Origin of the sequence: Alitiscatomonas aceti, from assembly GCF_025567195.1 — a bacterium.
GTDB classification, from domain to species: Bacteria; Bacillota; Clostridia; order Lachnospirales; family Lachnospiraceae; genus Alitiscatomonas; species Alitiscatomonas aceti.
On the sequence record NZ_JAOQJF010000002.1, the window covers coordinates 51,503 to 76,281 of the forward strand.

At 54.1% G+C, this 24,779-nt stretch carries 16 protein-coding genes and 1 pseudogene; 15 read left to right on the forward strand and 2 right to left on the reverse strand.

Annotation, left to right across the window (positions count from 1 at the left end; genetic code table 11):
• The first annotated feature begins 116 nt into the window (after positions 1-116).
• From OCV69_RS01150 to OCV69_RS01175, 6 genes are all read left to right on the forward strand, one after another.
• A complete protein-coding gene (locus OCV69_RS01150; RefSeq protein WP_158357032.1) occupies positions 117-1,985 on the forward strand; it encodes a VanW family protein in 1,869 nt (622 codons plus the stop codon).
• Between the two features lie 328 nt (positions 1,986-2,313).
• Positions 2,314-5,853: a pyruvate:ferredoxin (flavodoxin) oxidoreductase gene (nifJ, locus tag OCV69_RS01155; protein ID WP_158357033.1), complete on the forward strand. Its 3,540-nt coding sequence runs from the start codon at positions 2,314-2,316 to the stop codon at positions 5,851-5,853.
• Between the two features lie 149 nt (positions 5,854-6,002).
• On the forward strand, positions 6,003-6,392 hold the full coding sequence (locus OCV69_RS01160) for a GntR family transcriptional regulator (protein WP_158357034.1): 390 nt from the start codon (positions 6,003-6,005) through the stop codon (positions 6,390-6,392).
• Entirely contained in the window at positions 6,389-7,288 is a 900-nt protein-coding gene (locus OCV69_RS01165) for an ABC transporter ATP-binding protein (RefSeq protein ID WP_158357035.1), read from the forward strand. The genes OCV69_RS01160 and OCV69_RS01165 overlap by 4 nt, the downstream gene beginning before the upstream one ends.
• Positions 7,263-9,629: a DUF6449 domain-containing protein gene (locus tag OCV69_RS01170; RefSeq protein WP_158357036.1), complete on the forward strand. Its 2,367-nt coding sequence runs from the start codon at positions 7,263-7,265 to the stop codon at positions 9,627-9,629. Before OCV69_RS01165 ends, OCV69_RS01170 begins: the two co-directional genes overlap by 26 nt.
• 60 nt (positions 9,630-9,689) lie before the next feature.
• Positions 9,690-10,190 (forward strand): zinc ribbon domain-containing protein, encoded by a 501-nt coding sequence (locus tag OCV69_RS01175; protein WP_158357037.1) that lies wholly within the window; start codon positions 9,690-9,692, stop codon positions 10,188-10,190.
• A gap of 199 nt (positions 10,191-10,389) precedes the next feature.
• Here the strand turns inward: OCV69_RS01175 and OCV69_RS01180 are convergent, their stop codons facing one another.
• On the reverse strand, positions 10,390-11,799 hold the full coding sequence (locus OCV69_RS01180; RefSeq protein WP_158357038.1) for an amidophosphoribosyltransferase: 1,410 nt from the start codon (positions 11,797-11,799) through the stop codon (positions 10,390-10,392).
• A gap of 98 nt (positions 11,800-11,897) precedes the next feature.
• Positions 11,898-12,782, reverse strand: a complete 885-nt coding sequence (locus tag OCV69_RS01185; RefSeq protein WP_158357039.1) for a DUF368 domain-containing protein — start codon at positions 12,780-12,782, stop codon at positions 11,898-11,900.
• A 251-nt stretch (positions 12,783-13,033) separates the two neighbouring features.
• Between OCV69_RS01185 and OCV69_RS01190 the strand changes: the two genes are divergently transcribed.
• The 9 genes and pseudogenes from OCV69_RS01190 to OCV69_RS01230 all read left to right on the forward strand — a co-directional run bounded on the left by OCV69_RS01190 (position 13,034) and on the right by OCV69_RS01230 (position 24,617).
• Complete coding sequence (locus OCV69_RS01190) at positions 13,034-14,317, forward strand: O-acetylhomoserine aminocarboxypropyltransferase/cysteine synthase family protein (RefSeq protein ID WP_022274670.1); 1,284 nt, start codon at positions 13,034-13,036, stop codon at positions 14,315-14,317.
• Between the two features lie 12 nt (positions 14,318-14,329).
• A complete protein-coding gene (cls, locus tag OCV69_RS01195; protein ID WP_158357040.1) occupies positions 14,330-15,913 on the forward strand; it encodes a cardiolipin synthase in 1,584 nt (527 codons plus the stop codon).
• A 253-nt stretch (positions 15,914-16,166) separates the two neighbouring features.
• Complete coding sequence (locus OCV69_RS01200; RefSeq protein WP_158357041.1) at positions 16,167-17,261, forward strand: S-layer homology domain-containing protein; 1,095 nt, start codon at positions 16,167-16,169, stop codon at positions 17,259-17,261.
• 11 nt (positions 17,262-17,272) lie between these two features.
• A complete protein-coding gene (locus OCV69_RS01205) occupies positions 17,273-19,063 on the forward strand; it encodes an efflux RND transporter periplasmic adaptor subunit (RefSeq protein ID WP_158357042.1) in 1,791 nt (596 codons plus the stop codon).
• 16 nt (positions 19,064-19,079) lie between these two features.
• Positions 19,080-19,808, forward strand: coding sequence for an ABC transporter ATP-binding protein (locus OCV69_RS01210; RefSeq protein WP_022274673.1), 729 nt, complete (start codon positions 19,080-19,082; stop codon positions 19,806-19,808).
• A pseudogene (locus OCV69_RS16920) lies at positions 19,792-20,977 on the forward strand (ABC transporter permease). Before OCV69_RS01210 ends, OCV69_RS16920 begins: the two are co-directional and overlap by 17 nt.
• An 80-nt stretch (positions 20,978-21,057) precedes the next feature.
• The gene (locus tag OCV69_RS01220; protein ID WP_158357043.1) at positions 21,058-22,065 is read left to right on the forward strand and encodes a dipeptidase; all 1,008 of its coding nucleotides are present in this window, start codon (positions 21,058-21,060) and stop codon (positions 22,063-22,065) included.
• Positions 22,066-22,203: 138 nt separating this feature from the next.
• Complete coding sequence (locus OCV69_RS01225; protein ID WP_158357044.1) at positions 22,204-23,835, forward strand: C40 family peptidase; 1,632 nt, start codon at positions 22,204-22,206, stop codon at positions 23,833-23,835.
• A gap of 68 nt (positions 23,836-23,903) precedes the next feature.
• On the forward strand, positions 23,904-24,617 hold the full coding sequence (locus tag OCV69_RS01230; protein WP_158357045.1) for a ClpP family protease: 714 nt from the start codon (positions 23,904-23,906) through the stop codon (positions 24,615-24,617).
• Positions 24,618-24,779 lie beyond the last annotated feature (162 nt).

The window sequence follows — 24,779 nt, forward strand, 5'->3', positions numbered from 1 at the left end:
TAAGAATTCTGTTATTCCATTTTTCGCTATTTGTGTTATACTAGTACTCGCATGATTCTGACATGTAGAGAAAACAGCGCCCCAAAAGCGTCAGGGGCCTTTGAAGGTGTGAAGAAATGAGCGATTTGAACAGAAACAGAACGTCCCGGGGAACAGGAAAAAGCTCCCAGAGCCGGGCAGGGTCTTCGGGAAACCGGGGCCGCAGCTCCTCCAGACAGAGTAACGCTGACCGTATCCTGGCGGTCCAGAATGCCAGAAATCTGGGAAGCGGCCGGGGTACGTCCTCAAATAAGAGGCGGGGCAGACGCCGCCGCCAGGGACCAGATGCTGCAAAGATCCTTCTTATACTGATCGGGATCATTATCCTGATCCTCTGTGTGGCCGTGGGAGTCCGGAGCTGCTCCAAAACGGACGGTACGGAAACCTCCGCAGAAGAGACCTCCTCAGAGCCGGAGACTGAGCTGGAAGCAGAGATCACCGTCAACGGTGTTTCTGTCCATGGGATGACGAAAACGGCTGCAGTGGAAAAGGTCCTGGAATCCATGGACTGGCAGATGAAGGTGGTCTGTGGGGAAAAGGAGCAGGCCCTGGAGAACCTTTTAAAAGAAAGCGTGGAGAAGGTGGTGGATGAGGCCTTTAAAAAGGGCGAGTCCGCAGATTATGAGATTCCCACCGACGGCCTGGAAGAAGCGGCAGCAGCCCAGGCGGCATCTCTGGCCGGAGCCTGGAATGTAAAGGCGAAGAACGGCTCAATTTCCGCATTCGATGCGGCCAGTGGGAAGTTTACCTTTGCTGAGGGAGAGAACGGGAAGGCTGTCAACGAAGAAAAACTGAAAAATGACATCGTGGCCCGCACCGCAGCGGGAGAGTATGACGCAGTGATCACTGCGGAGGTGGAGGAAACGGCTCCGGAGATCACCGCAGCTCAGGCCAGGGAAAATTTCCAGAAGCTGGGTACATATACTACCACCACCACCGCCAATAAGGACAGGAATGAAAACGTCCGTCTGGCAGCAGCTGCCTTAAATGGAAAGATCATCCAGCCGGGTGAGGAGTTTTCCTTTAACCTGACCACTGGAAACCGGACCACAGATAAGGGCTACCGGCCGGCAGGCGCATACGTCAACGGCGTCCTGGTGGAGGAGCCGGGCGGCGGTGTGTGCCAGGTTTCATCCACCCTGTATAATGCAGTGGTATTTTCCGGACTGAAGACCACCGAGCGCCATGCCCACAGCTATGAGCCTTCCTATGTGACTCCCGGCGAGGACGCAATGGTAAGCTATGACGGCCATTCCGGCCCGGATATGAAATTTGTGAATAATTCGAAAACGGCAGTGGGCATCAAGACCAGCTTCTCAGACCGGAAGCTGACCATCTCCATTTACGGGAATCCGATCCTGGAGGAGGGTGTGACCCTGTCCATGAAATCAGAAAAGGTGAAGGAGCTGGACCCTCCGGCCCCCACCTATGAAGAGGATCCCACCCTGCAGCCAGGCGTGGAGGTGGAGGCCAAGGCGGCCACTCCCGGAAGCCGCTGGGTGACCAACCTGATCACTAAAAAGAACGGCGAAGTGATCAGCGACGAGTTTTTCCATAACAGTACGTATAATGGAAAGCCCGCCACCATCAAACGGAATACCTCTGGAAGCGTGGCAGCTCCGGAAGGCGAGAGTTCTTCAGAGAGCAGCACAGCAGGAGAGAGCCAGTCTTCTTCCGCAGGATCCCAGGAGACGGGAAGCCAGACTGGCCCCACCGCAGCCCAGGGCTCATCGGAGCCGGCTGCCCAGAATGCAGGTCCCGGCGATGTGATCGAACCCTCCACAGAGAATAACAGCCCCAGCGGGAACGCAGGCCCCGGCGGCAGCGATGGTCCCGGAGGAGACAGCCAGGTGGGCCCGGGCTTTGAGGACACATCGGCAGCCCCGGATACGGCGGAACCGGGTGGACCATCCGATATGGGCTTCATTGCCCCTAGAGAAGATTGATAAAAACGGCATGGCCGGCGGAAAACGAAAACGCCTGGCTGTGCCGTTTTCTGCTTTCCGTTTATAAGGGTACCGCTGGGCAGGGAGCAGGGTGGGGGCCTGGAAGAGTGAGCGGGTAAATTCCACGATACGGAATCATTCCCGGAAGGCGGAAAACAGAGGCGCAAAAGCGATATTGTTCGTAATAAAATACCTAAAACAGGCATTTTTGCATTTGCATTTTATCGGGAAATTGCTATAATAGGATACAGGTAGTCTTATGTCCATAAGGCGATACTGATAAATAAATAATATTTTATTTATACATTTTATAGGAGGAAAATCAACTATGGCAAGAAAAATGAAAACCATGGATGGTAACCATGCAGCAGCTCATGCTTCCTATGCATTTACCGATGTTGCAGCCATCTACCCGATCACACCTTCTTCCCCAATGGCTGAGGCGACAGATGAGTGGTCTACCGATGGAAGAACAAATATGTTCGGACAGCCGGTGCAGATCACTGAGATGCAGTCCGAGGCCGGCGCAGCAGGTGCCGTACACGGCTCCCTGGCAGCAGGCGCTTTAACAACCACTTATACCGCTTCCCAAGGTCTTCTTCTGATGATCCCGGATCTGTATAAGATCGCCGGTGAGCAGCTTCCGGGCGTATTCAACGTATCTGCCCGTGCCGTTGCTACCCACGCATTAAACATCTTCGGCGACCATTCCGACGTTTACGCATGCCGTCAGACAGGCTGTGCAATGCTTTGTGAATCCAGCGTACAGGAGGTTATGGACTTAACACCGGTTGCTCATCTTGCAGCCATCAAGGGCAAAGTTCCGTTCATCAACTTCTTCGACGGTTTCCGTACCTCCCACGAGATCCAGAAGATCGAAACATGGGATTATGAGGATCTGAAGGAAATGGCTGATCTGGATGCCATCGACGAGTTCCGCGCACATGCTCTGAACCCGAACCATCCGTGCCAGAGAGGTTCTGCCCAGAACCCGGATATTTTCTTCCAGGCAAGAGAGGCCTGCAACCCGTACTACGATGCTCTTCCGGCTATCGTTCAGGAGTACATGGACAAGGTGAACGCTAAGATCGGTACCGATTACAAGCTGTTCAACTACTACGGCGCAGCCGATGCTGAGCATGTGATCGTTTCCATGGGTTCCGTAAACGACACCATCGAGGAGACCATCGACTACCTGATGGCCCAGGGCAAGAAGGTCGGCGTTGTAAAGGTACGTCTGTACAGACCGTTCTGCACAGAGGCTTTCATCGCAGCGATCCCGGAGACTGTAAAGCAGATCTCTGTTCTTGACAGAACAAAGGAACCGGGTTCCATCGGTGAGCCGTTATACCTGGACGTTGTTGCTGCCTTAAAGAATACAAAATTTGACGCAGTTCCGATCTACACTGGCCGTTACGGTTTAGGTTCCAAGGATACCACACCGGCCCAGATCGTTGCTGTTTACGAGAATACAGCGAAGAAGAGATTCACCATCGGTATCAACGATGACGTGACAAACCTCTCCTTAGAGTTAGGCGCTCCGCTTGTTACCACACCGGCAGGAACCACCAACTGTAAGTTCTGGGGTCTTGGCGCCGACGGTACCGTAGGTGCAAATAAGAACTCCATTAAGATCATCGGCGACAACACCGATATGTACGCTCAGGCATACTTTGATTACGACTCCAAGAAGTCCGGCGGTGTTACCATGTCCCACTTACGTTTCGGGCATACACCGATCAAATCCACTTACCTGATCCGCAAGGCTGACTTCGTTGCATGCCACAACCCGGCATACATCAGAAAGTACAACATGGTACAGGAGCTGGTTGACGGCGGTACATTCCTTCTTAACTGCCCGTGGGATATGGACGGTCTTGAGAAGCACTTACCGGGCCAGGTGAAGAAGTTTATCGCTGACCACAACATCAAATTCTACACCATCGACGGTGTGAAGCTTGGTATTGAAACAGGCATGGGCCCGACACGTATCAACACGATCCTTCAGTCCGCATTCTTCGAGCTGACAAAGATCATCCCGGCTGACAAGGCTAACGAGTTAATGAAGGCTGCTGCAAAGGCAACCTACGGCCGTAAGGGCGAGGACATCGTTATGAAGAACTGGGCTGCCATCGACGCAGGCGCCAAGGGACTTCATGAGGTTCAAGTTCCGGAAAGCTGGAAGAACTGTGAAGACGAAGGTCTTGATATGGTTCACGCCACAGAGGGAAGAGAAGACGTTGTTGAGTTCGTAAATACTGTACAGGCTGCAGTAAACGCTCAGGAAGGAAACAATCTTCCGGTATCTGCGTTTAAGAATTACGTTGACGGTTCCACACCGTCTGGTTCTTCCGCATATGAGAAGCGCGGTATCGCAGTAAATGTTCCGGTATGGAATCCGGACAACTGTATCCAGTGTAACTTCTGTTCCTATGTCTGCCCGCACGCAGTTATCCGTCCGGTTGTAATGACTGAGGAAGAGGCTGCCAATGCTCCGGAAGGAACAAAGATGGTTTCCATGACTGGTATGCCGCAGTACAAGTTTGCTATGTCCATCTCCGCTCTTGACTGTACCGGATGCGGCTCCTGTGCAAACGTATGTCCGGGCAAGAAGGGCGAAAAAGCTCTTACAATGGCAAGCCTGGAAGAGAACCTGGGTCAGCAGGAAGTATTCAATTACGGCCAGAAGCTTGACATCAAGCAGGACGTGATCGATAAATTTAAAGAGACGACCGTTAAGGGCAGCCAGTTTAAGCAGCCGCTCCTTGAGTTCTCCGGCGCATGCGCAGGCTGTGGTGAGCCTCCGTACGCAAAATTGATCACCCAGTTATTCGGTGACAGAATGTATATCGCCAACGCAACCGGATGTACCTCCATCTGGGGCAACTCCTCTCCGTCCACACCTTACACCGCCAACAAGGCAGGCAAGGGACCGGCATGGGACAACTCTTTATTCGAGGATAACGCTGAGTTCGGTTACGGTATGTTACTGGCTCAGAACGCCATCCGTGACGGCTTAAAGGCAAAGGTTGAATCCATTGTTGCCAGCGCTGAGGCTTCCGAGGAAGCAAAAGCAGCCTGCCAGGAATGGTTAGATACCTTCTCCGTAGGCGCATTAAACGGTGCTGCAACGGATAAGATGGTTGCGGTTCTTTCCGGCTGCGACTGCCCGACCTGCAAGGAGATCGTTAAGAACAAAGACTTCTTAGCTAAGAAGTCCCAGTGGATCTTCGGCGGCGACGGATGGGCATATGATATCGGCTTCAACGGCGTGGACCACGTTCTTGCAAGCGGAAAAGATATCAACATCATGGTATTCAACACAGAGGTTTACTCCAACACAGGCGGACAGTCCTCCAAGGCTACTCCCACCGGCGCTGTTGCACAGTTCGCAGCAGGCGGTAAAGAGGTTAAGCAGAAAGATCTGGCAGCCATCGCAATGAGCTACGGCTATGTATACGTTGCACAGATCTCCATGGGCGCAGATATGAACCAGACCATCAAGGCCATCGCTGAGGCTGAGGCATATCCGGGACCGTCCCTGATCATCGCTTACGCTCCGTGTATCAACCATGGTATCAAGAAGGGTATGGCAAAGGCCCAGACAGAGGAGAAGCTGGCTGTTCAGTCTGGTTACTGGAACATCTTCCGTTACAACCCGGCTGCAGAGAAGAAGTTCACTCTGGACTGCAAGCCCGCTACCGTATCCTATCAGGACTTCATCAATGGCGAGGTTCGTTACACCTCTCTTGCACTGAAGAATCCGGAGAGAGCAAAGACTCTGTTCGCACAGGCTGAGCAGAATGCCAAGGATAAATTCGCACATCTGGAGAAGCTGGTCGCTCTTTACGACGACAGTGAGAAATAAGACGTGTTTCGTTAGAAATTTGTAAGAAATTTGACCCGGTATCGTCATTGACGGTGCCGGGTCTTTTTATTATACTAAGTGTATTAAGAGTGTTAATACACTTATAAAAGGCCGGAAACAGAAAGCGGCCGGAAAGGAGAGAGGGGCGTATGATCATACTGGATTATAAAGACCGGAGGCCCATATACGAGCAGGTGGCTGAAAAGCTGGAAGAGCTGATGCTTCTGGGGATCCTGGGAGAGAATGAGCCGCTGCCTTCCGTCCGCAGCCTGGCGATGGAGCTGTCGATCAATCCCAATACGATCCAGAGGGCCTACGGGGAGCTGGAACGCCAGGGATATATTTATACAGTAAAAGGGAAGGGAAGTTTCGTGGCAGAAAACAGCGTTATGAAGGAAAAACGGAAAAAAGACCTGCTGATCCAGGTCAGCGAGGTGATCGATGAGGCGATCCGCCTGGGGATCTCCGGAGAAGAGATAAAAAATATGGTGGAGATCCAGTACCAGGCGGCAGAAGGAGAGGGAGGTGACCAGGCGTGATCGAGGCAAAAAATCTCACGAAAAAATTTGATTCCATCGTGGCCGTGGACCACATCGATGCCAGGATCAAGGACGGCTGCGTCTTTGGCCTCATCGGTACCAACGGGGCCGGAAAAAGCACGTTCCTGCGGATGGCCTGCGGAGTCCTTAAGCCGGACGAGGGGACCATCCAGATCGACGGCGAGGACGTTTATGAAAATGCGAAGGTCAAGGGACGGTTTTTCTATATTTCCGACGACCAGTATTTCTTCGGAAACGGGACGCCCCAGGAGTTGATGGCTTTTTATAAAAGTATTTATCCCTCCTTTGATGTCCAGAGAGCCACTGGTCTTCTGGAATCCTTTTCCCTAGATAGACGGAGGAAGATATCCACCTTCTCCAAGGGAATGAAAAAACAGCTTTCCGTGATCCTGGGGCTCTGTGCCAATACGGAATATCTGTTCTGTGACGAGACCTTTGACGGGCTGGATCCGGTGATGCGCCAGGCTGTGAAGAGCCTGTTTGCCAATGATATGGCAGAGCGGAATTTAACGCCCATCATCGCCTCCCATAACTTAAGGGAGCTGGAGGACATCTGCGATCATGTGGGGATCCTTCACAAGGGCGGGATCCTGTTATCGAAGGATCTGGATGATATGAAATTAAATCTCCACAAGATCCAGTGCGTGCTGCGGCCGGGAATGGAGGCCGGGGAGATCCCAGGCTTAGAGATCCTTAAGACCGAGCGGCGGGGAAGTCTTTCTACGATCACGGTCCGCGGGACCAGGGAGGAAGTGGAGGCCGCCATGCGGTCCTGCGAGCCGGTATTTTTTGAGGCGATCCCCCTGTCCCTGGAGGAGATCTTTATCAGTGAAACGGAGGTGGCTGGTTATGACGTCAAAAAGCTTATTTTTTAGGCTGATGAAGGAGGACCTGAAGCGCAGGCTCTGGGCCTTTGGGCTTTCCTTCCTGACTTTCTTTTTTGCGATGCCTGTGCTGGCTGCCATGGGCGTCACAAACCTGGAGCAGCAGTATGCGCTTTGGATGGAAGATGCGGGAAATTATGATTTCGGAGCCGGAAATACGGCGGAAACAGAATTTTCCAGAAGACTTGGGGAGCTGGCAGTCGAGAGCATCGGCCTTGAGAATGTGGTCATGGGCTTCCTTGTGATCACGGCGGCCCTGGTCCTGGCCCTTACAGGCTTTTTGTATCTCCATTCCAGAAAGCAGGTGGATTTTTACCACAGCATTCCCGTGCGCCGGGAGATCCTCTTTACGGTCCGCTTTGTGGACGGGATTTTGATCATCGGTTCCATGTATCTGGTGAACCTGCTGTTTACTCTGGGGATCCTGGGGGCTGCCGGGGCATCAGTACCGGGGATGGTTTCCGGAGCGCTCTGGACCTTCCTGGTGCATATGACGGGCTTTCTGCTGAGCTACGGGCTCATGACGGCTGCGGTGATGCTCACCGGAAACTTCTTCATTTCTGTTCTGGGCGGCATCGTCCTGTTTGGCTATGTGCCTGCGGTGGCAGTCCTGTTCCAGGGACTGATGCAGATGTTTTTCGTCACGACCAATCAGCGGATCTCCGGAATCACTGAGTGGATCATCCACGGATCCCCAGTCCCCTATTATGTGTCGCTGATGGGAGAAGGAGCGGATCTTCCCATGGCGCGGTATGGAGAACTGATGGGAAGGATCCTGCCGGCCCTTCTGGCGGGCCTTGTTCTGGCAGTCATTGCCGGGCTTCTTTATAAATTCCGTCCCTCAGAGGCGGCCGGAAGAGCCATGGCCTTCCGGATGACAAAGGCGCCCATTAAGATCCTTCTGGTGGTGCCCGTCACGATCCTCATGTGCCTTTTATTCTGGAACATGTATTACGAAAGCCTGGGCTGGGCTGCTTTCGGTTTCGTGTTCGCCCTTTTCATCAGCCACGGCATCATCGAGATCCTTTACAATTTCGATTTCCGGAAGCTTTTTGCCAACCCGGTCCATCTGGGCATCAGCGCCGTCCTGGCCCTGGCGGTCATCGGCGTGTTCCGGTATGACCTTATAGGCTACGACTCCTACCTGCCCTCAGAGGAGAAATTCCAGTCTGCATCCGTATTTACCTACTCCCTGGGAGATTTCCAGGATTACGGCCTGCCGGTGGCCGCAGAAGGCGGAAGAAGGGAAACGGAGCAGAGCGGATATCTGTGGAAATATATGGACGGATCCGATTATGCGGCCGGAAACATGGAGATCACCGATTACGGCCTGGTGAAGGATCTGGTGGAGGCGGGGATCGCCGCCGCAGAGGAGTCCAAGGCCATCCGGTTCCAGAATCTGGAGGAGCCAGCTGGCGACGACGCATACATGGCCCGGATCGAAGTGGGCTTTAAGGAGAAAAACGGAAGTCTCCGTTACCGATATTACCGTATCGACATGAAGGAGTCCATGGACCTGATGGAACGGTTATATGCCAGCGCAGAATATAAAAAGGGCGCATATCCGGTCATGAGCTTCCATCCGGAAACCACCACAGGCATCTATATCTCCGACGGGAACCAGGCGTCCCTGGTGACAGAGGATCCGGAAATGACAGCAGAGCTTCTGGCGGCTTACCAGGAAGAGCTGGAGGCGCTGTCCCTTACAGAACGGACGGAGGAGATCCCGGTGACGGCCCTGCGGTTCCTTACAGAGGCAGAGAAAGAGTATCTGAATGCCATTTCCGCCTCCAGGACCCAGAATTTTTCCGGCTCCTTCCGCCTCAGGGACATGGATCCACGGGTGAACTTCTTCCCGGTGTACCCTTCCTTTACGAAGACCATGGGGCTTTTGAAAGAGGCGGGAGCCGCTCTTCCAGAGGAGCTGGAGCCAGAGGACGTGGAGCGCATGGAGATCGTCTGCCATTATGAGGATTTCACATTTTACAAAGAGTACGAGGAGGCAGGCTGGGAGGTGACTGAAGAGGATAAGGAAACCAGCAGCCTGATGATCCGGAACGATGGCACGGCAGAGGCAAAAGAGCAGATCAGACAGGTGCTGGAGGCAGGAAAACGCAGCTGGTTCTTTGATCTCAACGACCTGGCGCCCCGCGAGAGAGGCTTTATGGTCCAGGTATATCTGACGCCAGAGGCAGACGGGACCCAGTCGGGAGAGCCGGTGACCATGGGCTTCAGCCCTTATGAGATACCGGAATTCATCCGCCAGGAGTTTTCCTACGACCCGGAGGGTGCCTACCAGGCATCCTGGGGCCTGGCTGGGAAAAAGGATTGACTTTATGGCCCCGATTGGATAAGATAGACGTATATACAAAGGAAAGGGGTAACCAGAGTTATGTCTATTTTTGATGAAGTGAAAAGAAGCATCAGCAGCACCGGAAAACAGGTGGCAAAGCGCACAAAGGAGATCTCCGATGCGGTTTCCATCCGCTCCCAGATCAACGAAGAGAAGGAAAATGTAGCGAAGCTGTATGCGACTGTGGGAAAAAAAATATTCCAGAACGCCACAGAGGCAGAGGAGGAAAAATTCTTTATGGAATTCACCTCCATCCGCAGCAGCCTGGAGAGAAAGAGAGAGCTGGAAGAACGTCTCACAGGAATGGACGGCTGCATTTACTGCTCTGAATGCGGAGCACGCATCGACAAAAACTCCAAATTCTGCAATAAGTGCGGAACCCGCGTGGATAAGAACAAGGTAGCCGCCAATGAGGCCATGGCCGAGGCTGAGGCCCATCAGATGGACGGTACTAAGGAAGAGGAGCAGGAGGCCCAGTACGTGGTCAACGAGATCGAGAACGCCTCTGCCGATATTATCATGGATATTGTGAACCATTAAGGGGACGGACCCACATTGCCGCAAACGGAAGCATCGTGTTTGCGGCAATGTGGGTCCTTTTTTATGCGGCGGTGGAGCAAAAGAGCCTCACAGGCCAGATTTTCTTTTCCCTCACCCCCGCCACAACCAAAACAGCCCCCGCCCGTTCGCGCAAACACGATGCTTCCGTTTGCGTGAATGGGCGGGGGCCGTTTCTGCATCACCCTTTCCCGTTCCAGCAGTATGTACAGAGCTTACACGGCTCGATGCCGATGGATTCCACCAGATCGTCCAGGCGGTGGAAGCGGAGGGTGGTGAAGTGGAGCCGTTTCCGGATCTCTTCTACCATTTCCTTGTAATTCTGGCTGTCGGGATCGGTGTAGGTGGCCAGTGTTTCTTCAGAAACGTTTTCTCCTTCCCGGTCCCGGATGACCCGTCGTGTGATCAGATCGTACTCGGATCTGGAGCGGGAGAAGTTTAAGTACGGGCAGCCGAAGGTGATGGGCGGACAGGCCGGTCTTACGTGGACCTCCTTTGCGCCGCTTTCATATAAAAATTCTGTTGTCTCTCCCAGCTGGGTCCCGCGGACGATGGAGTCGTCGATCAGCAGGAGTTTTTTATCCCGGATCAGCACGTCCACAGGGATCAGCTTCATTTTAGCAATGAGGTTCCTCTGCTTCTGGCTGGAGGGCATAAAGGACCGGGGCCAGGTGGGCGTATATTTGATGAAGGGGCGGGAGAAGGGAATGCCGGATTCGTTGGCATAGCCCACTGCATGTGCAATACCGGAATCGGGTACGCCGGCCACGCTGTCGGCGGTGACGCCCTTATCTCTTCTGGCCAGGAGCTTTCCGCAGTCATAACGCATTTTTTCCACGCTGACGCCTTCGTAGCTGGCGGTGGGATAGCCGTAGTAGGCCCACAGGAAGGCGCACATTTTCATTTCCTTCCGCGGAGCGCTTAAGCATTCCACGCCCTCGGGCGTGATAAAGTCGATCTCGCCGGGGCCCAGCTCTGAATAATGACGGTATCCCAGGTTCAGATATGCGAAATTCTCAAAAGAAGCGCAGAACGCCCCGTCCTTCTGGCCGATGGTGATGGGGGTGCGGCCGTAGCGGTCCCGGGAGGCGTAGATGCCTTCCGGTGTCAGGAGAAGCATGGACATGGAGCCCTGGATCCGCTCCTGGGCGTAAAGGAGTCCGTCTACCAGACTGTCCTTCTGGTCGATCAGAGAGGCCACCAGTTCCGTATCGTTGATCTTTCCGCCGCTCATGCTCATAAAATGGACGTGGCCGTTGTTATAGGCCTCCTTTACCAGCTCTTCGGGATTGCGGATCACCCCGACTGTGGTCAGGGCATAGGTTCCCAGATGGGAACGGATCAGCAGGGGCTGGGGATCCATGTCTGAGATACAGCCAATGCCCAGAGTTCCCTCCAGCTCATCCAGATCGTGGTCAAATTTGGTCCGGAAGGGTGTGTTTTCGATGTTGTGGATGGCGCGCTGGAAGCCGTTTTCGCCGTATACGGCCATGCCTCCGCGCCGGGTTCCCAGATGGGAGTGGTAGTCGATACCAAAGAAAAGATCCATGGTACAGCTGGTCTTCGATGCTACGCCAAATATACCGCCCATAAACATTCTCCTTTTATAAGTAAATATTTATAATAGTGATACAAAATTAAGAACATCTAATATGATATCACATTCTCCGGAAGAGGACAACAATTAATTTACTTTTCCCCGACGAAATTGGTGACCACAGCTCCGCCGATCATCAGCATAATGCCCAGAAGGACGGCCCAGATGGACAGGGAGGAAAGCTCTCCAAATAATCCTGTGTTGTAAAAAATGGCAAAGGGAGAGGCCAGCACCAGGCCAAGGATGGCCCCATAGGTCTGGACGCCGTACCGTTCAAACAGGAAGGAGATCAGCCGGGCAATGAGAACGATCCCCAGGAGAACGCCGATGCCAAAGGGAGCTAACAGCAGGAAGCCGTCCTTTAAGGCCGCCAGGTCCATGGTCCGGAGTCCGTCTAAAAAGCTGGTGATGGTGTTGATGATGCCGTAGTAGTAGCCCAGGACCATGAGCATCATGGAGCCGGATACGCCAGGGATCACCATGGTGGCAGAGGCAACGATCCCCAGCACAAAGAGGATGGCCATGGTAGAGCCGTTGACCGGGAGGACCGCCAAGGTATCCCCGCCGGTTTTTAAAAGGGGCAGTCCTGCGGATACGGCAAAGGCCATCAGGAAGGCTATAATGGCTCCGGCGCCCATTTTTCCGCTGCCGGTGGCTTTTTTCTCGTTCATGGCTCTGTAAAGGGCCGGAAGGCCGCCCAGGATCAGCCCCACAAAGGTCATGCAGGTGACGAAGGTATGGTTTTCCAGCAGATATTCGATGGCGTAGGTGAAGCCGGCGATGCCCAGGACGCAGCCCAGAAGAACGGGGGACAGCAGGGCCAGGCTTTCCTTCACATGCTTTGTGAAGCCGGAAATACTGTTGATCAGCCGGTCGTAAATGCCGAAAGAAACGGCCATGGTGCCGCCGGATACGCCGGGGATCACGTTGGCAATGCCGATCATGACGCCCTTGATGATATTGAAGACAAGTTCCATAATCTTCTCCTTCTTATTTAATATAGGGTTTAATATAGGGGCATGGGCCCCTGTGCAGGGAAAACAGGCCGCACGGACGGCACGATTCCCAAGGAATCATTATACATGAAAGGAGAGGGCCTTTCAAGTGCAGCCTTAAAATCCTTGTATCCTTAACGGAATTGTGATACACTAGCGTGTAAACAAGCGTGGCTGCACGGATGAAAATGCAGCCACAGACAAAAGAATCAGGCACCAGGAGGATAAACATCATGGAAAAGAGAAACCATCATCCGGAAACGGTCTGCATCCAGGGAGGCTGGAATCCCGGCAACGGAGAGCCCAGAGTGCTTCCCATTTACCAGAGTACTACATTTAAATATTCCAGCAGCGAGCAGATGGGCCGTCTGTTCGATCTGGAGGAGGACGGATATTTTTATACGAGACTGGCCAATCCCACCAACGACGCAGTGGCGGAAAAGATCTGTGAGCTGGAGGGAGGCGCGGCTGCCATGCTGACCTCCTCTGGCCAGGCTGCCAATTACTTTGCTGTTTTTAATATCTGCAGCGCTGGGGATCACATTGTAAGCGCCGCTACTATTTACGGCGGCACCTCCAACCTGTTTACGGTGACCATGAAGAAGCAGGGCATCGACGTGACGCTGGTGGATCCGGACGCACCGGAGGAGGAGATCGAGAAAGCCTTCCGCCCCAATACGAAGGCAGTGTTTGGAGAAACCATTGCCAACCCGGCCCTGGTGGTCCTGGATATTGAAAAATTTGCCCGACTGGCTCATAAGCACGGAGTTCCGCTGATCGTGGACAATACCTTTGCAACCCCCATCAACTGCCGTCCCTTTGAGTGGGGGGCCGATATCGTGACCCACTCCACCACCAAATATATGGACGGCCATGCCCTGACTGTGGGCGGCTGTATCGTGGACAGCGGAAATTTCGACTGGAACGCCCACGCGGAAAAATTTCCGGGACTTACGACCCCGGACGATTCCTACCACGGCGTGGTCTATACGGAAAAATTTGGGAAGAAGGCCTATATCACCAAGGCCACGGCCCAGATGATGCGGGATCTGGGCTCCATCCAGGCTCCCATGAACGCATTTTTACTGAATATCGGTCTGGAGACTCTGCATTTACGGGTGCCGCGTCACTGTGAGAATGCCCAGAAGGTGGCAGAATGGCTTTCTGCCAGAGAGGATGTGGCCTGGGTCAATTATCCCGGATTAAAGGATAATAAGTACCACGCCCTGGCAGAGAAATATATGCCCTCGGGAAGCTGCGGAGTGATCTCCTTCGGCTTAAAAGGAGGACGGGAGGCTGCGGGAGTGTTTATGGACCGGCTGAAGCTGGCGGCCATCGTCACCCATGTGGCAGACGCCAGGACCTGTGTCCTCCATCCTGCCAGCCATACCCACCGTCAGCTTTCGGATGAGCAGCTGGTGGAGGCGGGCGTGGATCCGTCCCTGATCCGTTTAAGCGTTGGGATCGAAAATGTGGACGATATCATCGAGGATCTGAGACAGGCCCTGGAACAGTAGGAAGGAGGAACTATGGTAGCAGAGGAAGTGAGAGGAAAGGGAAAACGCGGGCTTTTAAGGATCATATTTGGCCGTACCACGTTCTTTATCCTGTTCATGGCGCTGCAGATCGCCGTTCTGGCCTGGATCTATTTCTGGCTGGACGACCGGTATCAGGCGTATGGATACGGCGCCTTCGGCCTGGTCAGCGCCGTCCTGGCGATCCGGATCTTAAATGAAAAGCAGAATGCCAGCTTTAAGATGGCCTGGCTGGTTCCTGTCCTTCTGTTTCCGGTATTTGGATGCCTGTTTTACATTTTTGTGCAGCTGCAGATGGAGACTAAGATCCTGGCCAAGCGGATCGCAGACATCAAGATCCGTACCCGTTCCTATCTAAACCAGAATGAGGCCATCACGGCAAAGCTTATGAAGGAAAACCGGAGGAACGCAAACCTAAGCCGCTATCTTTCGGAACGGGCGGGTTATCCGGTTTACGATAAGACAAATTTCAAATATTATCCGCTGGGAGACGATTTTTATCCGGATCTTCTGGAGGAGCTTAAGGCAGCAGAACGGTTCATATTCCTGGAATATTTTATCATCCAGCGGGGAGAGATGTGGGACAGTGTCCTTAAGATCCTGGAGGAAAAGGCGGCGGCCGGAGTGGACGTGCGCGTCCTCTATGATGGAATGAACTCCTTTTCAAACCTGCCCCACGATTATCCGAAGGAGCTGGAGGCAAGGGGAGTCCGCTGCCGGATCTTCAACCCCATCCGGCCGGCTATCTCCACCAGCCAGAATAACCGGGATCACAGAAAGATCCTGGTGATCGACGGCCACACGGCATTTACCGGAGGCGTCAATCTGGCGGACGAGTACATCAACCGGAAGGTCCGGTTCGGTCACTGGAAGGACAATGCCATCCGCTTGAAGGGGGAGGCGGTGAAAAGCTTCACAGTTATGTTTTTACAGATGTGGAGCGTCTGTGCCTTCCGGCCGGAATATGACTTTGATTATGGGCCGTTCCTGGATACGGGAGATCATTTCCACAGCCCTGCCTTAAACATGGACGGCTATTCCATTCCGTTTTCCGACAGCCCCCTGGACGGGGAGCCGGTGGGCCACCAGGTCTATCTGGATATCATCTACCAGGCAAGACGATATGTATACATTATGACGCCGTACCTGATCCTGGACGACGATATGGTGACGGCCCTCACCTATGCGGCCAAGCGCGGAGTGGATACGGTCATCGTTATGCCCCATATCCCGGATAAGAAATACGCCTTTATGCTGGCCCATTCCTATTATCCGGAGTTAATGGAGGCCGGAGTGAAGATCTATGAGTACCTGCCCGGCTTTATTCACTCCAAGACCTTTGTCAGTGACGATGAAAAGGCAGTGGTGGGCTCCATCAACATGGACTTCCGGAGCCAGTATCTGAACTTCGAGTGCGCCGTATATATTTATAAGAATCCGGTGGTCGGGGATATCCGGGCAGATTTCGACGAAACACTGAAAAAATGTGTCCGCATGTCCATGGAATCCTATGAATCCCTGCCGCTGATGCACCGGTTCTGGGGACGGACCCTGCGGCTGATCGCGCCGCTGATGTAGGAGTTCTTCCAGAAGCTGGAGCCGTTGGAACCGGCCCCCGAAAGTCAGACTTAGATCTGGCCTTGGGGGCCTTTTTTTTTCGCCCGGCATAGAAGAGTTTCTGGCCGCAGCTGCCGTAGGACACAAAAAAACACAGAAAGTTCATAAAATCCCGCCGTGCCCTTCACAGATTCAACACATTCATCTGGTAAAGTTTACATGTTTTATAAAGTTTCCTTTATGATTATAAAATAAATATAAAAGGAGAGATCGTATGAACCGAGGAAAAGCCATGGCGGTGCTGGCAGCCGTATGTGCCGTGTCGGCGGGAATGACTGCAACGGCCTACGGGGCGGAAAGCACCTTTGAAATGAAGAAAAAAGTGGTGAGCCTGCTGGGGATCCTGACCACCAGCGACCGGAATGCAGAGGTAACAAGAGAAGAGTTTGCCGGGATGCTGGTAAAGGCCTCCTCCCAGAGGCAGAACTACGGAGCTCCGGTCTACGGGGCGGTGTTCGCCGATGTGTCTGCGGACAGCCAGTACGCCTCCGCCATCCGGACGGCCTCTTCCAATGAATGGATGAGCGGTTTTCTGGGCGGCAATTTTAAGCCGGAGGAGGGGGTGACCCTAAGGGATGCGGCCAAAGGCGTCCTGGGCCTGCTAGGCTATACCAACGAGGATTTTTCCGGAAATCTCAACGGGAACCGGATGGCGAAATTTTCGGCCCTGTCTCTGGACTCCGGGATCTTCAGGGACCAGAACGAGGTCCTGACCAGGGAGGACTGCATCCATCTTTTCTATAACCTTATGAAGGCCCAGATGAAGGAGGGAGGGCAGTATGGAAGCAAGGTGTTCGATCTGACCTACAACTCCGACGGAGAGGTGAACACCTCTTCGATCTTAGATAACAGCTTAAAGGGGCCAAAGATCTTAAACCAGGCCAGCCGGAACCTGAAAAACCTGGTGCCCTTTTCCCTGGATAAGGCAGTGATGTTCTTAAACGGAGAGTCCTCGGATGAGGAGGAGATCAACGATTACGCCACTGTAGTCTATTACCATGAGGAGACAAAGACGATTTTCGCCTATTCCAGCGATGGAGAAAATAAGGGAGCCACCGACGGACGCATTAAGGCCATCTATTATTCGGCTTCGGACCCCTTTACACCGGTGTCGGTGGTGTTAAACTCCCATGACCAGGAGAATGCGGAGGACGGGGACGTGTTTACCATAAACGGTTCTGAGCTCCAGTATCTGTTTTCTGTCTATGGCGATTACGGCGTGGGTGACGATGTGGCCATCGTCTGGGAAAAGAGCGGTACCGAAGAAAATCCCACGTATACAGTGGTAGACGTAGTGGGAGATGAATAAAAGGAGCGGGCATGGAAGAAAAGAAAGCTTTTAAAAAGAAAAAAAGGAAAAAGGGGATCCGGACAGCGGTCCTTCTGGCGGCTGTCCTGGCGGCAGGCCTTGGGGGATTTTTCCTCTGGAAACAGAAGCAGGCAGTCAAGGCATCCGATACGGCAGACAAGGTGCAGACAGCGAAGGCAGCCGTCATGGACATCACCTCAGAGCTGACGGCATCCAGCTCCCTGTCTCCTAAGGATACCTATGAAGTCACCTCCCTGGTGGAGGGCGAAGTATTGGAGGCCCTGTTTGAAGAGGGGGATGTGGTGGAAAAGGATCAGGTTTTATACCGGATCGACGCTTCCTCCATGGATTCGGACTTAAGCTCTGCGGAAACCAGCCTTTTAAGGGCCAGGGAAAGCCAGCAGTCGGCCCAGGAGGACTATGAGGAGGCCGCCGGAACGCTTTCGGGGAACACATATAAGGCATCTGTCTCCGGATATGTAAAGACCTTATATATCAAGGAGGGCGATAAGGTTTCCAATGGGACAAAGCTTGCAGATATTTATGATGATTCTGTCATGAAGCTGACGGTTCCATTCCTTTCGGCGGAAGCGGAGCAGATCCAGGTGGGAAGTCCGGCAGTGCTGACTCTGGAGGATACGGGAGAGGAGCTCCAGGGAATCGTGACGGTGGTCAGCAGTATGGAGGAGACGCTTTCCGGGGGCCGCCTGGTAAAGGCTGTGACCGTGGAGGTGGAAAACCCCGGAGGTCTTACAACTCTGGTACAGGCTGCGGCAGCTGTGGGAGAGGCTTCCAGCTGTGAGCCTGGGACCTTTGTACCAAAAACGGAGACGACCCTCAGCGCGGACTTGTCCGGCCAGGGAAGCCTGGAGGTGGAGAACCTTCTGGTTTCCGAAGGAGCCTCTGTGGACAACGGGACCGCCCTCTTTAAGGCCACGGACCAGTCGGCTGCAAAGTATCTGGAAACCTTTAAGGACGCCCTGGAGACTGCCGGGGATAATGTGAAAAATGCAGAGAATAAGCTGGAAAATACCCAGGATACCATCGGAGACTATACCATTACCGCCCCCATTTCCGGCACTGTCATTACGAAAAACGCCAAGGCCGGAGATAAGATCACCAAGGGGACCAGCGGGAATACGGTGATGGCTGTGATCTATGATCTGTCGGCCATGAACCTGTCCATGTCGGTGGATGAGCTGGATGTGGGGAGCGTGAAGGCCGGGCAGACCGTGGAGATCACCGCCGATGCTGTGGAGGGGGAGACCTTCACAGGCACGGTCACCAATGTAAGTCTGGAGGGAAGCTATTCCAACGGCGTTACCAACTATCCGGTGACAGTGACCCTGGAAGAGACGGGAGACCTGCTTCCGGGCATGAACGTGGATGCCACCATTATCCTGGACAGCGCCCAGGATGCCCTTTGTATCCCGGCGGGAGCCCTTATGCGGGGAAACCGGGTATATGTGAAAAAGGATCCGTCCTCCGGCCAGGCAGACCAGACGGAAGGAACAGAAGACGGCTCCGAAGAAGCGGCTCGCGGCCAGTCCGGCAGCTCCGGCCAGGGCCAGTCCGGCGTTCCCGACGGCTTTGAGGCCGTCCAGGTGGAGACTGGGATCATCAATGACGATTATGTGCAGATCCTTTCCGGGCTTTCCGAGGGAGATGAGGTCTACATGGATCCGGATTCTGGCTCTGGCACCAGTATGGATATGATGATGATGGGCCCCGGCGGCATGGGCGGCGGAATGGAAGGCGGCCCCGGCGGCGGAGGCGGCATGGGCGGCGGCCCCAGACCATAAGAAGGGAGTGCGGTCCATGGAAAAAAACACGAGCGCAGGAAAGATCCCTCTGATCCAGCTGAAGGACATCTATAAGATCTACCAGATGGGGGACGAGGAGGTGCGGGCCAGCGACGGGATCTCCCTTACCATTGAAAAGGGAGAGTTTGTGGCCATTGTAGGAAAATCCGGCAGCGGAAAATCCACGCTGATGAACATCATCGGAGCCCTGGACGTTCCCACGGAGGGGGAATACCTTCTGGACGGCCAGGACGTAAGCGATATGACGGACAACCAGCTGGCCCAGATCCGGAACACCATGATCGGCTTCGTATTTCAGCAGTACAATCTGCTTCCAAAGCTGAACCTTCTGGAGAACGTGGAGCTTCCCCTCCTTTACGCGGGCATGGATCCCTGGGACCGGAGGGAACGGGCCATGGAATCCCTGGAACGGGTAGGACTGAAAGAAAAGTGGAGGAATTTTCCAAAGCAGCTTTCAGGCGGCCAGCAGCAGAGGGTCTCCATTGCCAGGGCCCTGGCGGGAAATCCGTCGCTGATCCTGGCTGACGAGCCCACCGGCGCCCTGGATTCCAAAACTGGCCGGGAGGTTCTGGATTTTTTAAAGAAGCTCAACCGGGAGGGAAATACCATCGTTATGATCACCCACGACAGCTCCATTGCCCTGGAGGCAGAACGGGTGGTGCGGATCATAGACGGCAGGATCAATTTTGATGGGGATGTGAAAGAATATGCTGCAATCATTTAAAATGGCTTTAAAGAGTATCTGGGGAAACAAGATGCGCTCCTTTCTTACCATGCTGGGGATCATCATCGGGGTGGCCTCTGTGATCATCCTGGTGGGCATCGTCAACGGATACATGTCTTATATGACGGAGAGCTTTGCCAGCATGGGCGTTAACCAGATCACCGTCAATTACAGGTCCCTGCCATCAAGGACCATTGATGTGGAGGAGTTTTACGAATTTTATGAGGAGAATCAGGATCTGTTCCAGGGAATGACGCCCAGCGTTTCCGTAAGCGCCACCGTGAAGCACGGCAGCGACACCATGGACGCCACCACCGTGGGAGGATACAGCGAGGACCAGCTTGCCATCAAGGGTTATGAGCTTTCCTGTGGCAGGAACCTGCTCTATTCCGATATGGCTTCCCGCCAGAAGGTGGCCGTGGTGGGAGCCTATGTGGCGTCGGAGCTTTTTGGAAGCCCGGAAAAAGCCCTGGGCGAGAAAATAAAGCTCAACGGGGATAATTTATACAGTGGTGGGCGTTGTGGAGCAGCAGACGGAAAGCGCCGCGGACTTCGACGACGGATGTACCGACGATTTCGTGTGGATCCCCTATTCCCGGGCGGCCAAGATCGCCAGAAACGCCGTCATAAGCAATTACACCTTCACATCCTATGATATCAACGATACGGAGGCCTGTACGGCGGCTCTGGAGGAATTCTTATACAGCAAAATGAAAAATGAGGATCTGTACTCGGTGACAGCCATGAGCTCTCTGATGGACACACTGAACGATCAGATCGCCATGATGTCCATGATGCTGGGCGGCATTGCCGGGATCTCCCTTCTGGTGGCCGGCGTGGGGGTCATGAACATCATGCTGGTATCGGTCACAGAGCGCACCAGGGAGATCGGGATCCGCAAGGCCCTGGGAGCCCGGAAACGCGTGATCCTTCAGCAGTTTGTCATTGAGGCAGCGGTGACCAGCACCATCGGCGGGATCGCCGGGATTCTGCTGGGCTCTCTGGCCAGCATCGGGATCGGGGGTCTCATGGGCATCGAAGCGCCTCCCACCCTTTCGTCGGTACTGATCTCCTTCTCTGTTTCGGTGGGCATCGGCCTGGTATTCGGCTATATGCCTGCCAGCCGGGCGGCGGGACTGAACCCCATCGACGCCCTGCGGAGCGAATAAGGGACAGAGAAAGAAGGTGACAAATGCCCATTCCTGGATTATAATGGGGAAAGACAGAATGATTGGGAGGTACATAGGAAATGAAAGTTGCAGACATGCACTGCGATACCATTGCTGAGATCTATGCAAAACGCCAGGCAGGAGAAGAATGCGGGATCCTAAAAAACAACCTGCACATCGACCTGGAGAAAATGGAGAGGGGGGATTATGCGGTACAGAACTTTGCCGTATTCGCCCATATGGAGAACCTTAAGGGGAAAATGCCCCTTCCGGAGTATGCGCTCCGTCTCATCGATACGTTTTTCACAGAGCTCCGCAGATATCCGGACCGGATCGGGATCGTAAGAAGCTTCCGGGACATTGAAAAAAACATGGCAGAGGGACGTATGTCCGCTCTCCTTACGATGGAGGAGGGAGCCATCTGCGAGGGAAAGCTGGAATATCTCCGGATCTTTTACGAGCTGGGCGTCCGTATGTTCACCTTCACCTGGAATTTCCCCAACGAGCTGGCGTACCCCAACCGGTATGAATATCTGGGGCCGGGACAGGATTCCTTCGTGCCGGAAACAGAAAAGGGACTTACGGAAAAGGGCTTTGAATTCCTGGAGGAGATGGAGCGCCTGGGGATCATTGCCGACGTGTCCCATCTGGGCGATAAGGGGATCCTGGATGTGATCAGCCATGCGAAGCGTCCCTTTGTGGCCAGCCATTCCGGTGCCAGAGCCGTCTGCCGTCACTGCCGGAACCTGACGGATGAGATGATCCGCGGGATCGGGGAAAAGGGCGGCGTCATGGGCGTCAACTATTTTACAGAATTCCTCCGGGATAAGGAAAAATTCGGGGATCCCATGAAAACATCCCTGGACGATATGGTGGCCCATATCCGCCGCATCATCCGTGTGGGCGGGATCGATTCCGTGGGCCTGGGATCGGATTTTGACGGAGCGGCCGTGTCCATGGAGATCACCAATGCCGGAGACATGCAGCTTCTGGCGGCCCGTCTGGAGAAGGAAGGCTTTTCCACAGAGGAGATCGAGAAGATCTTCTATAAAAATGTTTTCCGTGTCTACCGGGAGTTCCTGAAATAAAGGCCGGATGGCTGGAAAAATGGAGGATGGAGGAATGCGTCCTGGGAAAATGCTCCCGGACGCATTCTTTTCTTTTGCTTTTTTCGAGCTTTTATGGTAAACTTATAACCAAATGAATTTCTATGGAGTGTTTTAAGAATGAAAGATGAAGGAAATGTAGCGGATTATATGGCGTCCTTAAACCGGGCCAGGAGGCGGAGACGGAACCGTCCGCCCTATGGAAAATATGCGCTGGCTGCCGCGGTGGTCTGCGTGGCTGCGGCCGGGATCTTTTTCGGCGGGAAGGCCGTAAAGGGATATATGGATAAAAAGCCGGCGGCAGCAACGGAAACCTCCGGGGAAGGGGAAACGGGCCCTGAAGCCGGGACGCTGGATGAAAGCGCGCTGGCCGCTGAGGAGGCCTCCCGCCAGGCCAGGGATGCGGAGCGGCTTGCCAACGCCCAGGCTGTGGTGGATTCCTATGCCAATATCGGGGTCGTCCAGGTGTCCGGCTATCTGAATATGAGAAAAAAGCCGGAGTCCGGTTCCCAGGTGGTGGGAAAGCTCATGGACGGCAGCGCCTGTGAGGTCCAGGAGACCCTGGACGGCTGGTATCACGTCAATTCCGGCGGGATCGACGGCTATGTGAGCTCTGAGTATGTGATCACCGGCGATGCTGCAAAGGAAAAGGCCCTGTCCATGGTCACAGACCGGGCGGTGGTCACCACCGACAATCTGAATATCCGGGAGCAGCCCTCCACTGACTCCAACATCGTGGGCCAGTGCTTAGAGGGAGAGCGGTATGAGATCCTGGGAGAGGAGGACGGCTGGTACCAGATCGACGGCGGCTATATCTCCTCTGAATTTGCGGAAAAGCGTTTTTCCTTAAATGAGGCAAGAAAGCTGGATGTCCGCGCCATGGTCCTTAATTATTATGACAATCCCGGCGTGTCCAATGTGACCAATTACCTAAACATCCGCCAGGGAGCCGGAAAGGACGAGAAGGTGATCGGAAAGCTCCCCAGCTATGCCGGCTGCGAGATCCTGGAGGATACGGGGAACGGCTGGTATAAGATCCGTTCCGGCAACATCACCGGTTATGTGAGCAGTGAGTTCATTCTCACCGGAGATGCGGCCCGCCAGGCGGCCATGGAGCACGCGGAGCTCATGGCCATTGTCAGCACCGACCGGCTGAACGCCCGGACGGAGCCCAGCACCGATGCGAAGATCTGGACCCAGATCTCCAACAATGAGAGATACCATGTGGCCGAGCAGTTAGACGGCTGGGTAAAGATCGAGTTCGACGAAGGCGGAGAAGGCGACGGGGCCGATGAGGTATCTGCGGCCTACGTTTCCACCGATTATGTGGATGTGCGGTATGCCCTGGCAGAGGCCATTAAATTCTCTCCGGCAGAGGAGAGCGCCTCCCTCAGAAGCCAGATCGTAAACTACGCCATGCAGTTTTTGGGAAATCCCTACGTCTGGGGCGGGACAAGCCTCACCCGGGGAGCCGACTGCTCCGGCTTTACCATGTCAGTGATGAAGCATTTCGGCATTTCCCTGCCCCACTATTCCGGGGACCAGGCCAAGCGGGGCACCCGGATCAAATCCAGCCAGATGAGGCCTGGAGACCTGATCTTCTATGGCAACAGCCGTGGAAAGATCAACCACGTGGCCATGTACATCGGCAACGGCCAGATCATCCATGCGGCCAGCAGAAGGAGTGGGATCAAGATCTCTTCCTGGAACTACCGGACGCCCTTAAAGATCGTGGACGTCATCGGCGACTGATCCTGAATGCATAGAAAGCTCCTTTTTCACACAGAATAAGAAAAAATGTGTGGGAAAGGAGTTTTTTTATGGGAAATGATGCCAGCGAAAAAAAGGACCAGGAGGAACGGATCCGGGAAAACGGCCAGGTGACCCTGGGAGGCGGGAGGAAGGGACGGATCCATCTGCTGTCCATTATCGGGGAGATCGAAGGCCATGAAAACCTGTCGGGCAGCACTAAGACCACCAAGTATGAGCATATCCTGCCGGAGCTTGCGAAGGTGGAGGACGATCCGGACATCGATGGGATCCTGATGCTCATCAATACGGTGGGCGGAGACGTGAGCTGCGGACTGGCCCTGGCGGAGATGCTGGCGTCCTTAAGCAAGCCCACGGTCTCCCTGGTCATCGGGGACAGCCATTCCATCGGCGTGCCTCTGGCTGTGGCTTCGGATTATTCGTTTATCGTACCCACGGGCACCATGATGGTCCATCCGGTGCGGATGACCGGAATGGTCATCGGAGCTGCCCAGACGTATGATTATTTTGAAATGATCCAGGACAGGATCCTGAGCTTTGTGTCGGAACACAGCTGTATTTCCTACGACGGCTTAAAGGCGCTGATGCATAATACCAGGATGCTGACCCGGGATCTGGGGACGGTGCTGGTGGGAAAGGATGCGGTGGAAAAGGGACTCATCGACCAGGTGGGCGGGATCCGGGAGGCCCTGGCAAAGCTTTACGGGATGATCGGGGAAACAGGTTCTTCCGGAAGAGAGGGGACCGGGGAAAAGCAGGCATAAAACTGGCAGGAGCCTGCTGCAGGGGAGGGACCCGGGCCTTCCGCCTGCGGCAAGGCTTTTCCGGCTCCCGGATCCCATCCCCCAGATAGAAGTTGCAATTTCCAGAAACTTTATGTATACTATTTAATGAGGGTTTTTGCCCTGATTTTTAGATAGGGGGCT

What these genes read in the sequence shown, in the direction of transcription:
- OCV69_RS01150 (WP_158357032.1), top strand. Translation starts at nt 117, where the DNA reads ATGAGCGATTTGAACAGAAACAGAACGTCCCGGGGAACAGGAAAAAGC.
- nifJ (WP_158357033.1), top strand. Translation starts at nt 2,314, where the DNA reads ATGGCAAGAAAAATGAAAACCATGGATGGTAACCATGCAGCAGCTCAT.
- OCV69_RS01160 (WP_158357034.1), top strand. Translation starts at nt 6,003, where the DNA reads ATGATCATACTGGATTATAAAGACCGGAGGCCCATATACGAGCAGGTG.
- OCV69_RS01170 (WP_158357036.1), top strand. Translation starts at nt 7,263, where the DNA reads ATGACGTCAAAAAGCTTATTTTTTAGGCTGATGAAGGAGGACCTGAAG.
- OCV69_RS01175 (WP_158357037.1), top strand. Translation starts at nt 9,690, where the DNA reads ATGTCTATTTTTGATGAAGTGAAAAGAAGCATCAGCAGCACCGGAAAA.
- OCV69_RS01180 (WP_158357038.1), bottom strand. Translation starts at nt 11,799, where the DNA reads ATGGGCGGTATATTTGGCGTAGCATCGAAGACCAGCTGTACCATGGAT.
- OCV69_RS01185 (WP_158357039.1), bottom strand. Translation starts at nt 12,782, where the DNA reads ATGGAACTTGTCTTCAATATCATCAAGGGCGTCATGATCGGCATTGCC.
- OCV69_RS01190 (WP_022274670.1), top strand. Translation starts at nt 13,034, where the DNA reads ATGGAAAAGAGAAACCATCATCCGGAAACGGTCTGCATCCAGGGAGGC.
- cls (WP_158357040.1), top strand. Translation starts at nt 14,330, where the DNA reads ATGGTAGCAGAGGAAGTGAGAGGAAAGGGAAAACGCGGGCTTTTAAGG.
- OCV69_RS01200 (WP_158357041.1), top strand. Translation starts at nt 16,167, where the DNA reads ATGAACCGAGGAAAAGCCATGGCGGTGCTGGCAGCCGTATGTGCCGTG.
- OCV69_RS01205 (WP_158357042.1), top strand. Translation starts at nt 17,273, where the DNA reads ATGGAAGAAAAGAAAGCTTTTAAAAAGAAAAAAAGGAAAAAGGGGATC.
- OCV69_RS01210 (WP_022274673.1), top strand. Translation starts at nt 19,080, where the DNA reads ATGGAAAAAAACACGAGCGCAGGAAAGATCCCTCTGATCCAGCTGAAG.
- OCV69_RS01220 (WP_158357043.1), top strand. Translation starts at nt 21,058, where the DNA reads ATGAAAGTTGCAGACATGCACTGCGATACCATTGCTGAGATCTATGCA.
- OCV69_RS01225 (WP_158357044.1), top strand. Translation starts at nt 22,204, where the DNA reads ATGAAAGATGAAGGAAATGTAGCGGATTATATGGCGTCCTTAAACCGG.
- OCV69_RS01230 (WP_158357045.1), top strand. Translation starts at nt 23,904, where the DNA reads ATGGGAAATGATGCCAGCGAAAAAAAGGACCAGGAGGAACGGATCCGG.